Here is a 19207-nt window from a genome sequence, read left to right as displayed (position 1 = left end):
TTTGGTTCTCGGTGCCGCCGGCGGTGGCCGGGCCGCGCCGGTTGGTGCTACGGGCGGTTTGCGGTAACGCCACCCGGAGTGGCGACGAACGAGCCGTTGGTTTCCGGGGCCTCCGGCGCCGAGTTGGCGACGCGTCGGCCCACCCCTTCGAGCACGTGCTTGCCGATCAGGTTGCCGGCCGGCAGCTCGATCGGGTACTCCCCATCGAAACACGCTCGACACAGCCGGGTCTTCGGCTGCTCGGTCGCGGCGATCAGGCCAGGAAGCGAGACGTAACCCAGCGTGTCGGCGCCGATGGAGCGCCGGATGCCGTCGTTGTCCAACCCGTTGGCCAGCAGTTCCGCCCGGGTGGCGAAGTCGATGCCGTAGAAGCACGGCCAGCTGACCGGCGGGGAGGAGATCCGGACGTGCACCTCCAGCGCCCCCGCCTCACGCAACATCCGGACGATGGCCCGCTGGGTGTTGCCGCGCACGATCGAGTCGTCCACGACCACCAGCCGCTTGCCCCGGACGTTCTCCCGCAGCGGGTTGAGCTTGAGTCGGATGCCGAGCTGACGCAGGGTCTGCGACGGCTGGATGAAGGTGCGCCCCACGTACGGGTTCTTCATGAGGCCGGCACCGTAGGTGATGCCGGACGCCTCCGCGTAGCCGATCGCGGCCGGGGTCCCCGACTCGGGCACCGGGATCACGAGGTCGGCCTCGACCGGGTGCTCCTTGGCCAACTGCCGACCGATCTGCACCCGCGCCGCGTGGACGTTGCGCCCGGCGATCGTGGCATCCGGACGGGCGATGTAGACGTACTCGAAGAGGCAGCCCTTCGGCTCCGGCGCGGCGAACCGGGTCGAGCGCAGCCCGTTCTCGTCGATCGCGATCAGCTCGCCCGGCTCGACCTCGCGGACCACGCTGGCACCGACGATGTCCAGTGCGGCCGTCTCACTGGCCACCACCCAGCCGCGCTCCAGGCGGCCGAGCACCAGCGGGCGGACGCCGTGCGGATCGCGGGCCGCGTAGAGGGTCGACTCGTCCATGAAGACGAAGCTGAACGCCCCGCGCAGCTGCGGCAGCACCTCGAGTGCCGCCGCTTCGACCGACAGATCCGGTCGGCCGGCGAGCAGCATCGTCACCAGGGAGGTGTCGTTGGTCGAACCATCCGCGACGAGGCCGCGCTCGGCGACCTCCTTCTCCAGCTCGGCGGTGTTCACGAGGTTGCCGTTGTGGGCCAGCGCGATGGTCGTGCCGGAGGTGGTCGACCGGATCGTCGGCTGGGCGTTCTCCCAGTTCGATGCGCCGGTGGTGGAGTAACGGGCGTGCCCGATCGCCAGGTGGCCGCGCAGGCTCGCCAGGGTGGGCTCGTCGAAGACCTGGGCCACCAGGCCAAGGTCCTTGTAGACCACCACACCCGAGCCATCGCTCACCGCGATGCCCGCCGCCTCCTGGCCGCGGTGCTGCAGGGCGTAGAGGCCGAAGTAGGTCAGATTGGCAACCTCTTCGCCGGGGGCCCAGACGCCGAAGACACCACAGGCGTCTTGCGGGCCAGGTCGTTGGGGGTCAAGGTCGTGGCTCAGCCGGCCGTCGCCTCGGGGCACCTACCGCTCCCTCATGCTGGTCTGGACCGGCCGGGCGGGATCACGGGCGGATCCACACTCCTCTGCCGGGACCACTGTCGTCGCCTGACAGTGTACGCGAAACGCCGTCAATACAGATAGTCACGATTCCCGTGCTGGGTGTGACGCTGAGTAGGACTCCGAAATAATTAGAGGGGCAGATAGGCCGAGAGGTCCGCCCGGACGCCGCTCATCTGGACGCGACCCTCGGTGACCGCCTCCGCCCACCCGATCCTCCCGGTCGCCAACTCCACCCAGGTGTCGGCAGCCATCTCGACCACGTTTGGCGGGTTTCCCCTGGTGTGTCGAGGCCCGGGTACGCACTGGATCGCACCGTATGGTGGGACACGCACCTCCACCGATCGGCCGGGGGCGCGCTCCGCGAGTACGGCCAACAACGACCGGACCGCCTCTCGGAACACCGGCCGTTCGGGCGTACGCCCCTCATCGAGAGCCGACAACACCGCCGTAACGGCAACGGACTTACTGTGCGGAGAGGACACGACGGGACTTTACGACCCGCAGGCCGAACACCCGACGCTGGCCCTGGGTCGCGCCGATCCAGTCGGACAAGGCATAGTTGCCGACGGCGTATTCGAACCGTGATGTCCCCGGCCCGGCGCCCCGCCGGTCAGAGGGAAGTCAGCCCGGAAGGCGGTGGACGTGTCAACACACCGACGTGCCTGGAAGCAGCGGGCCGGTGTGGTCGTAGCGCTGGTTGCCGGCGCTCTGCTCGCCGTCCCCGCCACACCAGCCCTCGCCGCAAGCGTCGAGGTATCCCCCAACTCGGTCTCCGTGAATGCCGGCAGCGACGCCACGGTCACCGTGCGCGTCACTCCCGGTGACAACGACCGGAGCGCGAAGATCAGTCTCTCCGGTCTGCCCTCAGGCGTCAGCTGCGCCAGCGGCTGCGGGGATGTTGATTTCCAAGGCCTGGGCAGCCCTCAGCCGAAGTCGGTGCTGGTCAGGATCGCGGCCAACGACAATGCCGGCGATGCGACCGCCACCGTCACCGTGGCCGTCGAGGCCGACTCCGGCCCGAGCACCGCCACCGTCGCGCTGACGGTCAAGGGCAAGGCGGCCGCGCCGCCGCCGAAGCAGACCGTGCAGTCGATCTCCGGCAAGGTGGTCGCCCAGGCCGACAGCAAGGCGGTGCCGAACGCCGTGGTCATGCTGCTGGACAGCACCGGCAAGACCTTCGACACCACCAGCGACGGCAGCGGCAACTTCCGCTTCACCGGCAGCACGGCCAACCCGATCGCACCGGGCCGGATCGACCTGGGTGCCACCTTCGACAACGTGGTGGCCAGGAAGACGATCAACGCCAGTGCCGGGCAGGCCATCACCGGGCAACGGATCAGCCTCGCGATCAAGGTCGAGGTGACGCCCAGCGCCACGCCGTCCGCCACCCCCGAGGCCACTCCCACCGAGGAGACGACCGAGGAGGGCACGGAGGACCAGGCCACCGATGAGGCAAGCCCAGGTGCTCCGGCGAACGCCGCGAACAGCGACGAAGGCGGCGGCGGCGCGGGCTCCTACCTGATCATCCTGCTCGGTGGCCTCCTGGTCGCCGCCGGTGTGGGCACGATCGTGCTGCTCTGGATGAAGCGCAAGGAGAGCGGCGGCGACGACGACGCCCCGGCGACGAATGGTGGCGGCGCTGTGGTGCCGCCGTCGCGCGGCGGGTTCCGCGGCGCTGACGACCAGACCCGGATGGCGGGCGGTCGGCCCGGCGTCGGGGCCGACCCGACAATGGTCGGCGGTGCGGCGCTGAGCGAGGCGCCGACGATGATGCACCGCCCGGTGGTCGACGACGTCCCGCCGGACCCGTACGGTGCCCCGGCGCAGGGCTACGGCGGTGCGCCCCAGCAGGGCTGGGGCGGTGCCGGCTACGGCGACGAGCCAGCACCCGGTGGGTACGGCGCCGGTGGCTACGGCAACGCCCCCGCGTCGGGTGGCGGTTACGGCAACGCTCCCGCCTCTGGCGGCGGCTACGGCACTCCGGCAGGCGCCGAGGGCGGCTACGGTGACGGTTACGGTGCCGCGCCCGGTTCCGGCGCTGGCTACGGCGGCGCTCCGGCCTCCGGCGGCTATGGCAACGCGCCCGCCTCCGGTGGCGGCTACGGCAGCCGTGACTACGCCGCCCCGGCCGGGACGGCGGCCTACCCGCCGGCTCCCGCTGGCGGCGCGGCCTACGGCGAGCGGTACGACGAGCCGACCGGCCGGTACACCGGCGACAGCACCCAGTACCCGGCCCCGGCCGACCCGTACGCCACCGGGGTCTACCAGCCGGAGCAGGGGCAGGGGTACGGCCAGCCCGACCCGGCCCCGTACGGCGGCCGGGCTGCCGAGCCGACCGCGGGGTATGGCGGCCAGCCGGCTGGCGGTTACGACCAGGGTGGCTACGGCCAGCCAGCGGGTGGGTACGACCAGGGCGGCGGTTACGGCCAGGAGCCCCCACAGCAGCGCGGCGGCTACGACGACCGAGGCTACGACCAGGGCGGCTACGGCCAACCAGCCGGTGGGTACGACCAGGGCGGCGGCTACGGCCAGGAGCCCCCACAGCAGGGCGGTTACGGCCAGGAGCCCCCGCAGCAGCGCGGCGGCTACGACGACCGAGGCTACGACCAGGGCGGCTACGGCCAGCCGGCCGGCGGCCGGGCCCGACCGGACACCCCGCCGCCGACCGAGCGGGGCGGCCGACGCCTCGACTGGCTGGACGACTGACCGACCACCTCGCAGGGAAAGGGTCACCCGGATCTCCGGGTGACCCTTTCGCTTTTGCGAGATCTGGTCGCACTCGTGAGGTCGAGGCGGGCAGACGTGCAAGGGCTGGCCGGCGCCCGCGTTGCTCAGGCGGCGGAGAAGACACCCTGGTGGAGCACCGGCACGACGTCCGACACGCCGATCCGGACCGCGACGTCCACGTCCTCGACGAAACCGCCCTCGGTCAACTCCCTCCCGGAAACGCTGCCGCGCACCGCGGCGGGCACATCCGGAGTGCTCGCCAACGCGGCAAGCGCCATGGCCGCCTCCACGGACAGCCCGCCCGGCACGCCGGAGAGAGCGTCCAGCACCGAGGCGGCACCGAGCTGGTCCTCCACCGATGGACGCAGCGACCCGTCCGGCCAGCGCTCCCCCGAGGCGATCACACCGATCGGAGCGTCCACGGTGCCGTACCCCTGGCGGCGCAGCCAACGCCCGACGGCGCGGGCGTTACGCAGGCACGCCGCGACCACCGGCAGGCCGGTGGCGCTCGCGGCGGCGCTGATGGCGGAGCCGTTCGGCGAGGGCAGCACAAGGTCCGCCACCACCGGTGCGGTGCTCAGTGCGGCGGGTGAGAGTGACCACGGATGCTCCGCGGTCGTCCGCCGACGACCGACCGCGGCGACCGCGCCGACCCGCAGCGCATAGTCGGCGGCCTGCTCACCCCAGGGGAACGGATGCACCCGCATGCCACGGGCGACCGCCACCTCCACGGCGGTGGTGAACGACAGCACGTCCACCACCACCAGCGCCGCGCAGACCCGACCGAGCTCGGCTGCCCCGGTCAGCCCCCAGTCGAACCGGGCACCGGAACCGGGTTGGCCGTAGACGGCGGCCGCCAACGCCTCAGCGCTCGTCAGGCGACGGCTCGGTGGCACCGGGGTCAGACCCGCCCTGGTCGGCGGTGGTGGGCTGGTGCGACTCGACCGGCTCGACCGCACCGGTCTGCGGGACCGGACCGGCCGAGGCGATCGGCTCGGAAGCCACCGCCGCCACGTCAACGGGCTCGGCCTGTGCGACCGGCAGCGGGACGGCCTCGACCGCACCCGCCACGCCAGCGGCCGGCGCGGGCACCTCGACGGCCGCCGAACCCCCGAAGAGGCGAGGCAGCGTCTCGGTGTGCGCGGCGCGCAGCTCGTCCAGACCGATCCGGAACTGACCGTGCACCTCGAGTGCGCCGCCGGACGGGTCGGTGACGCCGATCAGCTCGAACGGCACCCCCCGCTCGGCGCAGAGCGCCGCGAACGCCTTGTCGTGGCCCCGGGGCACCGACACCAGCGCCCGCGTGGCGGACTCGCTGAACAGGTAGACGAACGGCATCGAGCCCTCGGCGAACTGCTCCGGCACCGCGACCCGGGCACCGACGCCGCGACGCAGGCAGGACTCCACGAGACTCTGTGCGAGGCCGCCGTCGGAGAGGTCGTGTGCCGAGCTGAGGTGACCGACGCGGGCCGCCTCGGACAGCAGGTCGGCGAGCGTCTTCTCCCGCGCGAGGTCGACCTGCGGCGGGATACCGCCGAGGTGCTCGTGCGTCACCCAGGCCCACTCCGAGCCGGACAGCTCCACGTTCGTCTCGCCGAGCAGGTAGAGCTGGTCGTGGTCGCCACCGGCGCGCGGGACGAAGCCCATCGGCACCCGGTCGGCGACGTTGTCCAGCACGCCCAGCACACCGACCACCGGGGTCGGGTGGATGGCCGCCGCGCCGGTCTGGTTGTAGAAGCTGACGTTGCCGCCGGTCACCGGGATGCCCAGCTCCAGGCAGCCGTCCGCCAGGCCGCGCACGGCCTCGGCGAACTGCCACATCACGGCCGGGTCCTCCGGCGAGCCGAAGTTGAGGCAGTTGGTCACGGCGATCGGCTTCGCGCCGGTCACCGCCACGTTCCGGTACGCCTCAGCCAGGGCCAGCTTGGTGCCGTTGTACGGGTCGAGTCGGGCGTACCGACCGTTGCCGTCGACCGACAGCGCCACGCCGAGCCCGGTCCGCTCGTCGATCCGGATCACGCCGCCGTCCTCCGGCTGCGCGAGCACGGTGTTGCCCAGCACATAGCGGTCGTACTGCTCGGTGACCCAGGTCTTGTCGGCCAGGTTCGGCGACGCGATCATGCGCAGCACGGTCTCCCGCAGCGCCTCCGGGTCGGCCGGACGGGGCAGCGTCTCGGCACGGTCGGCCTGGAGCAGGATCAGGTCGGCCGGCTCACGCATCGGCCGGGCGTAGACCGGGCCGTCGTCGACCAGCGAACCCGGCGGCACGTCGACGACCAGGTGATCCTGCCAGGTGATCAGCAGTCGACCCGGGGTGCCGTCCGGCTCCGGTGCGGTGACCTCACCGATCGCGGTGGCCAGCACGCCCCACTTCTCGCAGGTCTTGAGCACCGCCTCGAGCTTCTCCGGCTCGACGACCAGCAGCATCCGCTCCTGCGACTCGCTGGCCAGGATCTCGTGCGGGTCCATCGAAGGCTCACGCAGCGGCACCCGCTCCAGCCAGACCCGCATGCCGGTCCCGGCCGCGGCGGCGGTCTCGGTGAGCGCGCAGGTCAGCCCGGCACCGCCGAGGTCCTGGATGCCGACCACCAGCTGGCCGTCGTACAGCTCGAGGCAGGCCTCGATCAGCAGCTTCTCGATGAACGGGTCACCGACCTGCACGGCGGGGCGACGTGCCTCGCTGCCCTCGTCGAAGGTGGCGCTGGCCAGCACCGAGACGCCGCCGATGCCGTCCCGGCCGGTCTTGGCGCCCATCAGCACGACAACGTTGCCCGGGCCGGCGGCGGCCTTGTTCTGCAACCGGGTGACCGGCAGCACGCCCAGGCAGAGCGCGTTGAGCAGCGGGTTGCCCTGGTAGGAGGGGTCGAAGACCAGCTCACCACCGATGTTGGGCAGACCGAGGCAGTTGCCGTAGCCACCGACGCCAGCGACCACGCCGGTGAGAACCCGGGCGGTGTCCGGGTGGTCCGCGGCACCGAAACGCAGCGGGTCCATCACCGCGACCGGGCGGGCGCCCATGGCGAGAATGTCCCGGACGATGCCGCCGACGCCGGTCGCCGCACCCTGGTACGGCTCGACGAAGCTCGGGTGGTTGTGCGACTCGACCTTGAAGGTCACCGCCAACTCGTCGGAGATCTGCACGACACCGGCGTTCTCGCCGATGCCGGCGAGCAGCCGGTCGCTGTGCGGGGCCTTCTCACCGAACTGGCGCAGGTGCACCTTGCTCGACTTGTAGGAGCAGTGCTCGCTCCACATGATCGAGTACATCGCGAGCTCGGACTGCGTGGGCCGGCGGCCGAGGATCTGCCGGATCCGGTCGTACTCGTCGTCGCGCAGACCCAGCTCGGTGTACGGCTGGAGCTCGCCCGGGGTGCCGCCGGCGCGCGGCACGGTGTCCACGCCCTCGGTCCAGACGGCGGCGGCCGGCTGGACGGGAGCGGTCGCCGGTGCGACGGGCTGCGCCGGGCTCGGCTCGGCCGGCTGCGCCGGGGCGGAGTACGCCTCCGGCGTGTCGCGTACCGGGTCCGGATGGGTGGTCATGACCTCTCCTCGCTGCTGGCGCTCACGCTGGCGCCCCCACCAGGTGCTTGAGGACCGACGTGAAGAACCCCAAGCCGTCCAACGACGGGCCGGTGAGCTCCTCCACCGCGTGCTCCGGGTGCGGCATGATGCCGACCACGTTGCCCGCGGCGTTGGTGATCGCGGCGATGTCGCGCTGCGATCCGTTGGGGTTGCCGCCGACATAGCGGGCAACCACCCGCCCCTCGGCTTCGAGCTGGTCCAGCGTCGCGGTGTCCGCGACGTAGCAGCCCTCGCCGTTCTTGACCGGGATGAGCACCTCCTGGCCGGGCTGGAACGCGTTGGTCCACGCCGTGCCGGCCGACTCGATGCGCAGCACCTGGTCCCGGTTGCGGAAGTGCAGGTGCTGGTTACGGGTGAGCGCCCCGGGCAGCAGGTGCGCCTCGCACAGGATCTGGAAGCCGTTGCAGATGCCGAGCACCGGCAGGCCACCCTGGGCGGCGTCCACGATCGTCTCCATCACCGGGGCGAACCGGGCGATGGCGCCGCAACGCAGGTAGTCACCGTAGGAGAAACCGCCGGGCAGCACGACCGCGTCCACCCCGTGCAGATCCGGGTCACCGTGCCAGAGCCGGACCGGCTCAGCGCCGGCGATCCGGACGGCCCGGGCCGCGTCCCCGTCGTCGAGCGAGCCAGGGAAGGTGACCACACCGACCCGGGCGGTCACGAGCGGGCGTCCGCGGTCTCGTCGGCCTCGACCAGGCGGATGGTGAAGTCCTCGATGACCGGGTTGGCGAGCAGCTTGTCGGCAATTTCCCGAGCGCGGTCCAGGTCCGGTTCACCGGTGAACTCGATCTCGATCCGCCTGCCGATCCGAACCGAGGCGACGTCACCGACGCCGAGCCGGGGCAGCGCGTTTGCGACGGCCTGGCCCTGCGGATCGAGGATCTCGGGCTTGAGCATGACGTCGACGACGACGCGAGGCACTGGGCACTCCTGACTGTGTACGCAGTTGGGTGCCGACCCACAACGGGCGAGCGCAGCCAGCGTACCTGGCAGATATCGCCGCGGACGCACCGGCCGGGTGCAGTTCAGGCAGTGATCGACATTGCTGACGCTCAGGGTGACCCAACAGGCGCGACAGGTGGCCTCAGCAGGACATACACGGCGCACCGGGTGGCCGAATCGTTACATTGGGCGACCTCGATTTGCATCTTGATAACGATGACCTCGGGCCCTATCGTACATCGACGTAAGTCGATTCGAGCGTTGGCGGGAACCCCCGCTGCCGCCCTCCCGCACCCGGCGACCCCGGGTCCGCCCTGTCCAAGGAGTCCACCCGATGCGCATCCGCCCTCTGCTCGTCGTACTCAGCACCGCGTTGGTCGGCGCCCTCGGCGCCGCGTCCGGCGCGTCCGCCGCCCCGGCCGGCCCGCAACCGATCATCGGCGGCGGCACCGTCTCGTCCGCGCCCTGGGCCGCAGCGGTAATGAGCAACGGCTCGTTCACCTGCTCCGGCAGCGTCATCGCCTCGCAGTGGGTCCTCACCGCCCGGCACTGCATCAGCGGCACCATGTCGGTCCGGGTCGGCAGCGTCTACCGCGCCTCGGGCGGGGTCACCCGCACGGTCAGCGCCACCTACACCCGCAGCGACCTCGCCCTCATGCGGCTCTCCAGCGCCGTCAGCACCTCGACGGTGACCCTGGCCAACAGCAACCCGCCGATCAACTCGACGAACTCGATCTACGGCTGGGGCATGACCTGCTACAGCGGCTGCTCCGCGTCCAGCCAGCTGAAGACCGCCACCGTGCGGGTCACCAGCAACAGCGTCACCGACGCGTACGGCGGCCAGGCGATCCGCAGCACCCGGATCAACGGCAACGCCTGGCGCGGTGACTCCGGCGGCCCCCAGTTCTACAACGGCCAGCAGGTCGGCGTCGCTTCCACCGCCGACGGGTCGAGCATCCAGAACTACGGCAGCGTTGCGTACAACCGGGCCTGGATCACCTCGGTGGCCGGTGTCTGACGGTTAGCGCCCCAGGCGGCGCGGATGGTCGGCTGCGTGCCGGCCGTCCGCGCCGCGTCGTTTTGCAGCATCCGATCAGGTGAACAATGCACCCGATCGGGTCGCGCCACTCCTGACAGCATCGGAACCGTGCTGGTCGTGACGACAGAGCAACTGCCCGGCTATGAGATCCGCCAGATTCTCGGTGAGGTGGTGTCATCGATGGCCAGGACGCGCAACCCGTACCGCGAGGGAGTCAAGAACCTGCGCGGTGGCGCGTACGACCCGATGGCCCCGGACAACCTGACCCGGTGGCGCACCGACTCGGTGTCCCGGCTCGGCGAGGAGGCCCTGCGGATCGGTGCGAACGCGGTGATCGGCATGCGGTTCGACAGTCGGGACTGCGGCGAGATGTGGATGGAGATCTGCGCGTACGGGACGGCAGTGGTCGCCGTACCCAAGATGCCCGAAGTCATGCCGGCCGACCAGCCGGCGGTCGCCGCGGAGACAGCGGAGGTCGCGGGCTTCACGGAATCGCCCGGCGGCATCGCCGAACCGGCCAGCGCCCCCAACCTCAGAACCGCCGCAGAAACCCCAACCGGCGACTAACCCCACGCGGCCCCACCCTGTTGATCATGAAGTTATTGCCCGACGCGCCGGCGTGTCGTGGCAATAACTTCATGATCAACAGGGGGGCAACGGGGTGGGGTGGGGTTAGAGGATGGGGGGTGGGGAGTAGGTGGCGGCGTTGGGGTGGGTTTCGACCACCTTGGTGATTCGGCGGGTTATCGCGGCCACCTGGGCGGGAGCGGCGCCGACGAAGGCCGTGCGGTCGGCGACCAGGGTGTCGATGTCGGCGCGGGAGAGGCCGAGTCGGCCGTCCGCCGCCAACCGGTCGAACAGGTCGTTCTCCGGCGAGCCCTTCTCGCGCATCGCCAGGGCCACCGCGACCGCGTGCTCCTTGATCACCTCGTGGGCGACCTCGCGGCCGACACCACGCCGGACCGCCGCCACCAGGATCTTCGTGGTGGCCAGGAAGGGCAGGAACCGCTCCAGCTCCCGGTTGATCACCGCCGGGTACGCGCCGAACTCGTCGAGCACGGTGAGGAACGTCTGGAACAGTCCGTCCGCGGCGAAGAACGCGTCCGGCAGGGCCACCCGGCGGACCACCGAGCAGGACACGTCTCCCTCGTTCCACTGGTCACCGGCCAGCTCGCCGACCATCGACAGGTAACCCCGGATGATCACCGCGAAACCGTTCACCCGCTCCGACGAGCGGGTGTTCATCTTGTGCGGCATCGCGCTGGAGCCGACCTGACCCGGCTTGAAGCCCTCGGTCGCCAGCTCCTGGCCGACCATCAGCCGGATCGTGGTGGCCAGCGACGACGGCGCGGCAGCGGTCTGGGCCAGGGCGGCCAGCACGTCGAAGTCCAGCGAGCGCGGGTAGACCTGCCCGACGCTGTCGAGCACGCGGGAGAAGCCCAGGTGCTCGGCGACCCGCCGCTCCAACTCGGCCACCTTGTCGGCGTCGCCGTCGAAGAGGTCCAACTGGTCGGCGGCCGTGCCGACCGGCCCCTTGATCCCACGCAGCGGGTAGCGGGCGATCAACTCCTCCAGCCGCTCGTACGCGATCAGCAGCTCCTCCGCCGCCGACGCGAAGCGCTTGCCGAGCGTGGTGGCCTGCGCCGCCACGTTGTGCGAACGGCCGGTCATGACCAGCTCGGAGTGCTCGTGGGCCAGCCAGGCCAAGCGGGCGAGGGTGGCCACCACCCGGTCCCGGATCAGCTCCAGCGACGCGCGCACCTGGAGCTGCTCGACGTTCTCGGTGAGGTCCCGCGAGGTCATCCCCTTGTGCACGTGCTCGTGCCCGGCGAGCGCGCTGAACTCCTCGATCCGGGCCTTCACGTCATGCCGGGTAACCCGCTCCCGCTCCGCGATCGAGGCGAGGTCGACCTGGTCGAGCACCCGCTCGTACGCCTCGACCACGCCGTCCGGCACCGGCACGCCCAGGTCGCGCTGAGCGCGGAGCACGGCGAGCCAGAGCCGCCGCTCCATCCGGACCTTCTCCTCCGGAGACCAGAGGGCGACCAATTCGGGCGAGGCGTACCGGTTGGCCAGCACGTTGGGGATCGTCGTCACGTACCTCATTGTCCCGCACCCGCAGGCCTTCGGCTGAGCCGGGCCAGGTTGCCGAGGTCGTCAGGGGCGGCTGACCTCGTAGACGGTGACCGAGCCGGCGACCAGCCGAACCTGGGCCAGCCGGGCCAGCTCCGGCGACACCGCGCCCGCCCTGGCGTCGGCGAACAGCCACCGGACCCCGTGCTGCACCCGGAGCCGATCCAGGTCGGCGATGGTCGGGGCGGTGAACACCCGGTCGTTGAACGCGAGCAGTTCCCGATCGGGGAAGTTCTGTCGGGCGTACCCCAGGTTGTCGACGCCGTGCGCGGCCACGACCGCGTCGGTGTAACCCCAGCTCTCCACCACCGTCCGGTGGCCGCCCAGACCGGTCACCCAGAACGCCCGGGCATCGCAGTGTTGGGTGGTCTGCACCGGCCGACAGTGCACGTTGGTGGCGACCACGTCGTCGTCGGCGGCGTGCTCGTCCAGCCACAACGCCGCGCGCATCTCGTCGGCGGTCAGCGCGTACGGCTGCGGCCCGGTCGCCGGCACCGGCTCGGTCAGGACCGAGCGCACGATCCCGCCCACGGCGACGGCGCCGCTGGCACCGAGCATCGCGGCGGTGACCCCGGCCACCGCGATCGTCACCGCCCGCCGACGGCCACCCGGTGACGGGACGCGCCGCCGCCACCGGGCGGCCACCCCGACGGCGAGCGCGGCGGCCACGATCACGAACAGCACGTACCGGACCGCCGAGACACCCAGCACCCGCAGCCACCCCTCGATGGTCGAGGTGTACGGGGTGCCGGGTCGGGCGATCTTCGGCAGGGCGAGACCCGCCACCGTGCCGGCTGTGGCCAGCGCCGCCAACGCGCCGGCTACGGCGGGGACCACCAGCACCGGCCAGGGTGCCCGGGCCACGGCGAGCGACCAGGCGGTCAACACGGCGCCGACCGGGATGACACCCATCCAGAAGTAGATCTGGCTGATCGACGGGTGCTGGAACACCCAGGTGGTGGCCGCACCGGCAAGCACCGTGCCGGCAAGCAGCCAGACGGCCGCATCCGCTCGGTGCTCCCGTTCGACGAGAAGGGTCATGCCCACCCACCGTGGCGCCTGACCCAGCACCCACCAGGCGACCACGGAGAACGCCAGCAGCCACCCGAGGGCACCGCCGTCGTTGATGCCCGGCGGCAGCGGAGCATCTGGCCAGATTCCGTCGCCCCCACCGAGCGTTTCGGAGTACGGGCCGATGAAGTGCAACAACGCCAACGCCTGCACGCGCAGCGTGGAGGCACCGCCACCGGCGAACAGCCGGAAGCCGAGCGCCATCGCCGCCACGAGACAGGCCAGCGCCACCAGGGCAGGCCGCGGCACCCGCCGCTCCCGCCACCAGAACACGGCCGCGGTGAGACCCAGGCCGGCGATCAGCGGTGGCAACGCACTGGACTTCGCCCCCGCGCAGACCAGGCCGAGCACCGGCACCAGCGCCCAGGCCAGGCCGAGGGACCGCCCTCGCGCCACGTCGACACAGAGGCCGACGAGCAGCAGCAACGGCACCAGCACGTACGTCTGGGACGGGCTGGCGTACGACAGCGGCATCTCACCGGACGCGCCGACTGCCGAACCGAGCGTGACCGTCGTCCCGACGAAGCCGGCGACGGCGACCACCGGACCGGCCCAGACGGCACCACTCAGGTCGCGGGCGAGCCCGGCAGCGAGCACCACCGCCGTACCGATCACCGGCACCAGCCAGAGGCGCAGCAGCACCGTTGTCGGCGCGATGTCGGTGATCATGCTGGCGCTGGCGATGTGCGCGTCGGAGAGGTAGTGGTAGCGCAGCCCCTCCCCCGCGACGTGCGGCAACTCGAACGGCATCGCCCGGGTCAGCTCCTGTACCAGCCCCAGGTGGTAGAGCAGGTCCTGGTAGTAGCCGCCGTACACCGGAGGCAGCGGCACCATCCGCCACTGGATGTACCCCCAGGCCACCACGACCAGCAGCGCCGCGCCCATCGCCCAGTGCCACACGACCGGCAGCGGTCGGCGCTCGCCGACCCGCCAGTGCCGGCGTAGCCCGGGGACGGCGGCGAAGGCGAGGATCACGGGCAGCGGCCACCAGCGCAGCAGGGACTGCTGGCCGGTCGCCGCGGCCAACGCCCAGGCGACGATCTCGAGCAACAGGCCGGTGGCCGCACCGTAGGCGAGGTCCTCCGGAAGGTTGCCCCGGCTGCCACGCAGTGCCCGGTGCGCCAGGGTCCCGGGGAGCACCAGCGCGAACACCCAGTACGCGGAGAACCGGGCGAGGTCGGGGGCCGGCACGTCGCCGCGCGACCAGACCAGGAGCAGGGCGGCGATGACGAGCGCCCACGGGAGCGTGGTGAGCACCGGCAGGAGAGCGTTCCGACGTGACACCGGTGCCGGGGCGTCGATCCGTTCGGCCAGCAGGGTGTCAGCCACGGGCGCTGACCGCCGGGCCGAGATTCGGCGTACGCGCGGCATCCTCGAACCGGCCCCGCGCGACCGTCTCGGCGGCCGGCAGCTCGTCGAGAGAGTCGAACCCGACGTGGAAGGCCGGCCGGTTCTGCACCGTGGCGTAGATCCGGCCGACGTATTCGCCCAGCAGGCCGAGGCAGACCAACTGCACCCCACTGAGCAGCAGCACCGCGACGAACATCGAGGTCCAGCCGGGGATCGTGGTGCCGGAGACGTGGGCGACCATGCCGAACACGATCAGCGCGAGACAGAGCAGGAAGCTCGACATCCCCAGCCAGGTGGCGAGTCGCAGTGGCGCGGCCGAGAAGTTGGCCGTGCTCTCCCAGGCCAGGGCCACCATCCGGCGCAGCGGATACTTCGTCTCCCCGGCGGCCCGTGCCGCGCGGTCGTAACGCACCTCAGCGCTGGGGAAGCCGAGGGACGGCACCAGCAGCCGGTAGACCGGGGCGCGTTCGGGCAGCTGGCGCAGCACCTCGATCACGTCCCGACTGAGCAACCGGAAGTCGCCGGCCTGGGCGGGCAGCTCTGCGCCGACGAGCCGGCGCATCACCCAGTAGTAGCCCCGGGCGGTGTTGCGCTTGAAGATCGTGTCGGTGCTGCGGTCGGCGCGGACGCCGTAGACGACGTCCACACCGTCCGCCCGGGCCACCCGGAGCATCTCGGCGATGGTCTCCGGCGGATCCTGGAGGTCGGCGTCGAGGCTGACCACCCACTGGCCGACGGCTCGGTGCAGGCCAGCGGTCAGCGCCGCCTGGTGGCCGCTGTTGCGCCGCAGCCGGAGCACCCGCAGCTGTGGCCAGTCCCGACCGTGGTTGAAGAGCACCGACACGGTGTCGTCCCGGCTGCCGTCGTCGACGGCGACCACCTCGTAGTCGACGCCAAGGGCGTCCAGCACCGGCCGCAGCCGGGCGACCAGAGCCGGGATGACCGCGGTCTCGTTGAACATGGGGATGACCACCGAGAGGGTGGTCGTCCGTGGAACGACGGACTCCATGGTGTTACGGCCCCGTTCCGCACGCAGGAGCGATCGATTCCGCGCCCAGGGCGCGGCACCGATCACCATCGCGTGGTAAACCCTCCACCAGCGGGCCGGCTCCTGAACAGGCCGTTAACGCCTGCTGGCGGGCACCCCGGTAAGGGACGATCCGTCGGTCAGCGTTCCAGGATGGCCGTCACACCCTGGCCACCGGCCGCACAGATCGAGATCAGCCCGCGCCCGCTGCCCCGCTCGGCCAGCAGCTTGGCCAGGGTCGCCACGATCCGTCCGCCGGTGGCGGCGAACGGGTGACCGGCGGCCAGCGAGGAGCCGTTCACGTTGAGCCGGTCGGAGTCGATCGCGCCCAGCGGCGCGTCCAGGCCGAGGCGGTCCTTGCAGAACTCCGGCGACTCCCAGGCGGCGAGGGTGGCCAGCACCTGCGACGCGAATGCCTCGTGGATCTCGTAGTAGTCGAAGTCCTGCAGCGTCAGCCCGGCCCGGGCCAGCATCCGTGGCACCGCGTACGCGGGGGCCATCAACAGCCCTTCGTCGCCGTGCACGAAGTCCACCGCCGCCGTCTCCGACCAGCTGAACCAGGCGAGGACCGGCAGGTTGTGCGCGGCCGCCCACTCCTCGCTGGCCAGCAGCACGGTGGACGCGCCGTCGGTGAGCGGCGACGAGTTGCCGGCGGTCATCGTGGCGCGCTCGGCGTCCGAGCCGCGGGTGCCGAAGACCGGCTTGAGCGAGCCGAGCTTCTCCAGGCTGGTGTCGGGGCGGAGGTTCGCGTCGCGGGTCAGCCCCAGGTACGGCGTCATCAGGTCGTCGAAGAAGTTCCGCTCGTACGCGGCGGCCAGCCGCTGGTGGGAGCGCAGCGCCAGCTCGTCCTGGGAGCGCCGGTCGATCTGCCAGTGCAGCGCGGTCCGGGCGGCATGGTCACCCATGGACAGGCCGGTACGCGGTTCGGCGTTGCGCGGGATCTCCGGCTTGAACGGCTGGAGCGGGCGCAGTTTCGCCGCGACCTTGAGCCGTTCGCCCAGCGTGCGGGCGGAGTTGAGCTTGAGCAGCGTGCGCCGCATCTCCTCGTTGACCGCGAGCGGCGCGTCGGAGGTGGTGTCGACACCGCCGGCGATGCCCACGTCGAGCTGACCGAGGGCGATCTTGTTGGCGACCAGGATCGCCGCCTCCAGGCCGGTGCCGCAGGCCTGCTGGATGTCGTACGCCGGGGTGTGCGGGTCGAGCCGGGAGCCGAGGACCACCTCGCGGGTGAGGTTGAAGTCGCGGGAGTGCTTGAGCACCGCCCCGGTCACGACCTCACCGACCCGTTGCCCGGCCAGCCCGTACCGGGCGATCAGGCCGTCCAGTGCGGCACCGAGCAGGTCCGCGTTGGACGCGTCCGCGTAGCGGGAGTTGGAACGTGCGAAGGGGATGCGGTTGCCCCCGATGACCGCGACCCGCCGGATGCTCTGCACGATCCGCCTCCTCGATGTGTTGCTCGGACCCTACTCGCCAGTAGGCTACGCCCATGACCGACAGGTACGCGAGCTTCGTCCAATCGGCCGCCGGCCGCGCGCTGGTCAAGCGCCTCGGGCTGCCCGACCCGCCCCGACTGCGCCGGCACCACCCCGGCGACCCGTTGCTGCCCGGGCCGGCCCTGCTCGGCGCGGCCACCGGTGGTCGGCTCGCCGAGCCGATCAGCAAGATCCTGACCAACGCCGGGATCGAGTTGGCTGACCCGGCCGCCAACACCGCCGCCGCCGGCACCCCCCAGCGGTACGGCGCACTGCTCTTCGACGCCACCGGGATCAGCGACTCGACCGACCTGCGTCAGCTCTACGACTTCTTCCACCCGCAGGCCCGGTCGGTGCTGCCCAGCGGGCGGGTGATCGTGCTCGGCACTCCACCGCAGGAGTGCGCGTCGCCCCGCGAGGCGATCGCCCAGCGTGCCCTGGAAGGGCTGGTCCGCAGCATCGGCAAGGAGTTCGGCCGGGGCACCACCGCGCAACTCGTCTACGTGACCCGCGCCGAGAGCGGCGTCCTCACGAGCCTCGAGTCGACCCTCCGGTTCCTCCTGTCCGGACGCTCCGCATACGTCTCGGGGCAGGTCATCCGGGTCGGCGCAGGCGCGGCGAGTGCCCCGGCCGACTGGGACCGCCCGCTGGAGGGGCAGGTCGTGCTGGTGACCGGCGCCGCCCGGGGCATCGGTGCTGCGTTGGCGAAGGTGCTCGCCCGTGACGGCGCACAGGTCGTGGCGCTGGACATTCCCGCCGCCGGGGACGCGCTCGCGGCGGTGGCGAACGACATCGGCGGCACGGCCGTTCAGCTCGACCTGACCGCGCCGGACGCGCCGACCCGACTGGCCGACCACCTGGCCGGCCGGCACGGCCGGGTCGACGTGGTGGTGCACAACGCCGGCATCACCCGGGACAAGACGCTCGGCCGGATGGACGCCGACCGGTGGGACCAGGTGATCGATGTCAACCTCTCCAGCCAGGAGCGCATCAACGACGTGCTGCTGGAGCGGGAGCTGATCCCCACCGGCGGGCGGATCGTCTCCGTCTCCTCGATCGCCGGGATCGCCGGCAACCGGGGGCAGACCAACTACGCCACCAGCAAGGCCGGCGTGATCGGGTTGGTCGACTCGCTCGCCCCGGCCCTGCACGGGCGGGGGATCAGCGTCAACGCGGTGGCCCCCGGCTTCATCGAGACGCGGCTGACCGCGCGCATCCCGCTGGTGGTCCGCGAGGCGGGACGGCGGATGAACAGCCTGGCCCAGGGCGGGTTGCCGGTGGACGTGGCCGAGACGATCGGTTGGTTGGCCTGGCCGGCCAGCGGCGCGGTCAGCGGAAACGTGATCCGGGTCTGCGGCCAGAGTCTGCTGGGGGCGTGATGGTCGCGCCGAAGGAGCCATCGGCCGGGGCGCTCTACCGGCGGGCGTTGCTCGGTGCGCTGCCGGGCCTCGGTGGCCGGCGGCGCGGGCCCGGCCTGCCGGCGGTGGAGTTGGCCGCGCGTGGGGTGACCGTCGACCGGGCACGGTTGGCGGACTACGACCGGGTCTGCGGCTTCCGGCTCACCGACCGGTTGCCCGCGACGTTCCCGCACGTCATGGGCTTCCCGCTGGCCCTGCGGCTGATGACCGCGCCGGACTTTCCGATCCCGTTGACCGGTGTGGTGCACGTCGGCAACCGGATCACCGTACGTCGACCGATCACCGCCGACGAGGCCCTCGACTTCACCACGTACGCGGAGAACCTCCGCCCGCACGACCGGGGGCGGCAGGTGGACGTGGTGGTCGTCGGCTCGGTCGACGGGGAGGAGGTCTGGTGCGGTGTCTCGACGTACCTCGGTCGGGAGCGCATGCCCGGCGGCGGTGAGCCGCGCGATCGGAGTGGACGCCCCGAGGCGCCGGCCGCGACGGCACGGTGGCGGGTGGAACCCCACGTCGGCACGCAGTACGCCCGGGTCTCCGGTGACCACAACCCGATCCACACGTCCCGGCTCGGGGCGCGGCTGTTCGGCTTCCGCCGGCCGATCGCGCACGGCATGTGGAGCAAGGCTCGCTGCCTGGCCGCGCTGGAGAACCGGCTGCCGGACGCCTACACCGTCGAGGTCGCCTTCAAGCTGCCCGTACCGCTACCGAGCACGGTGAGCTTCGCCCTTCTGCCCGACGGCGGGTTCGCCCTGCACGACTCGCGTGGTCGACCGCACCTGGCAGGTGTCGTGCGCTGAGTTGCCCCTTGGCAGGTG

Annotated in this window: 15 protein-coding genes; 5 read left to right on the top strand and 10 right to left on the bottom strand. The window is 71.7% G+C overall.

Going from position 1 to position 19207, the window contains the following annotated elements:
* Positions 1–47 precede the first annotated feature (47 nt).
* Both purF and HNR20_RS15185 read right to left on the bottom strand, forming a co-directional pair.
* Positions 48–1586, bottom strand: coding sequence for an amidophosphoribosyltransferase (gene purF / locus HNR20_RS15190; protein ID WP_184180410.1), 1539 nt, complete (start codon positions 1584–1586; stop codon positions 48–50).
* A gap of 167 nt (positions 1587–1753) precedes the next feature.
* Positions 1754–2107, bottom strand: coding sequence for a sterol carrier family protein (locus HNR20_RS15185; RefSeq protein ID WP_184180408.1), 354 nt, complete (start codon positions 2105–2107; stop codon positions 1754–1756).
* 160 nt (positions 2108–2267) lie between these two features.
* Between HNR20_RS15185 and HNR20_RS15180 the strand changes: the two genes are divergently transcribed.
* A complete protein-coding gene (locus HNR20_RS15180) occupies positions 2268–4331 on the top strand; it encodes a carboxypeptidase-like regulatory domain-containing protein (protein WP_184180406.1) in 2064 nt (687 codons plus the stop codon).
* A 125-nt stretch (positions 4332–4456) separates the two neighbouring features.
* On the opposite strand, the gene HNR20_RS15175 is transcribed toward HNR20_RS15180, so the two are convergent.
* From HNR20_RS15175 to purS, 4 genes are read right to left on the bottom strand one after another with little or no spacing between them, the layout of a single operon-like run.
* Positions 4457–5212, bottom strand: a complete 756-nt coding sequence (locus HNR20_RS15175; protein ID WP_184188489.1) for a 2-phosphosulfolactate phosphatase — start codon at positions 5210–5212, stop codon at positions 4457–4459.
* 4 nt (positions 5213–5216) lie between these two features.
* Complete coding sequence (gene purL, locus HNR20_RS15170) at positions 5217–7892, bottom strand: phosphoribosylformylglycinamidine synthase subunit PurL (RefSeq protein ID WP_184180404.1); 2676 nt, start codon at positions 7890–7892, stop codon at positions 5217–5219.
* Between the two features lie 22 nt (positions 7893–7914).
* On the bottom strand, positions 7915–8598 hold the full coding sequence (gene purQ / locus HNR20_RS15165; protein WP_184180402.1) for a phosphoribosylformylglycinamidine synthase subunit PurQ: 684 nt from the start codon (positions 8596–8598) through the stop codon (positions 7915–7917).
* A complete protein-coding gene (purS, locus tag HNR20_RS15160; RefSeq protein ID WP_184180400.1) occupies positions 8595–8858 on the bottom strand; it encodes a phosphoribosylformylglycinamidine synthase subunit PurS in 264 nt (87 codons plus the stop codon). The genes purQ and purS overlap by 4 nt, the downstream gene beginning before the upstream one ends.
* A 355-nt stretch (positions 8859–9213) precedes the next feature.
* Here purS and HNR20_RS15155 point away from each other — a divergent pair, with 355 nt between their 5' ends.
* Both HNR20_RS15155 and HNR20_RS15150 read left to right on the top strand, forming a co-directional pair.
* Positions 9214–9897 (top strand): S1 family peptidase, encoded by a 684-nt coding sequence (locus HNR20_RS15155; RefSeq protein WP_184180398.1) that lies wholly within the window; start codon positions 9214–9216, stop codon positions 9895–9897.
* A gap of 24 nt (positions 9898–9921) precedes the next feature.
* The gene (locus HNR20_RS15150; protein ID WP_184180396.1) at positions 9922–10485 is read left to right on the top strand and encodes a YbjQ family protein; all 564 of its coding nucleotides are present in this window, start codon (positions 9922–9924) and stop codon (positions 10483–10485) included.
* 105 nt (positions 10486–10590) lie between these two features.
* Here HNR20_RS15150 and purB read toward each other — a convergent pair whose 3' ends face one another.
* The 4 genes from purB to HNR20_RS15130 form a co-directional block, all read right to left on the bottom strand.
* Complete coding sequence (purB, locus tag HNR20_RS15145; RefSeq protein ID WP_184180394.1) at positions 10591–12015, bottom strand: adenylosuccinate lyase; 1425 nt, start codon at positions 12013–12015, stop codon at positions 10591–10593.
* A gap of 60 nt (positions 12016–12075) precedes the next feature.
* Positions 12076–14451, bottom strand: coding sequence for a hypothetical protein (locus HNR20_RS15140; protein ID WP_184180392.1), 2376 nt, complete (start codon positions 14449–14451; stop codon positions 12076–12078).
* Positions 14444–15481, bottom strand: coding sequence for a glycosyltransferase family 2 protein (locus HNR20_RS15135; RefSeq protein ID WP_184180390.1), 1038 nt, complete (start codon positions 15479–15481; stop codon positions 14444–14446). Before HNR20_RS15135 ends, HNR20_RS15140 begins: the two co-directional genes overlap by 8 nt.
* Positions 15482–15639: 158 nt before the next feature.
* Positions 15640–16932, bottom strand: coding sequence for an acetyl-CoA C-acetyltransferase (locus tag HNR20_RS15130; protein ID WP_184180388.1), 1293 nt, complete (start codon positions 16930–16932; stop codon positions 15640–15642).
* Positions 16933–16985: 53 nt separating this feature from the next.
* On the opposite strand from HNR20_RS15130, the gene HNR20_RS15125 reads away from it, so the two are divergent.
* Together HNR20_RS15125 and HNR20_RS15120 are read left to right on the top strand one after the other, a co-directional pair.
* Complete coding sequence (locus tag HNR20_RS15125) at positions 16986–18350, top strand: 3-oxoacyl-ACP reductase (RefSeq protein WP_184180386.1); 1365 nt, start codon at positions 16986–16988, stop codon at positions 18348–18350.
* Positions 18350–19189 (top strand): MaoC/PaaZ C-terminal domain-containing protein, encoded by an 840-nt coding sequence (locus HNR20_RS15120; RefSeq protein WP_184188488.1) that lies wholly within the window; start codon positions 18350–18352, stop codon positions 19187–19189. The genes HNR20_RS15125 and HNR20_RS15120 overlap by 1 nt, the downstream gene beginning before the upstream one ends.
* The last annotated feature ends 18 nt before the right edge of the window (positions 19190–19207 follow it).

Origin of the sequence: Micromonospora parathelypteridis, from assembly GCF_014201145.1 — a bacterium.
Lineage (GTDB): Bacteria > Actinomycetota > Actinomycetes > Mycobacteriales > Micromonosporaceae > Micromonospora > Micromonospora parathelypteridis.
Note: the sequence above shows the minus strand (reverse complement) of the source record. Positions and strands in the feature narration are given on the sequence as shown.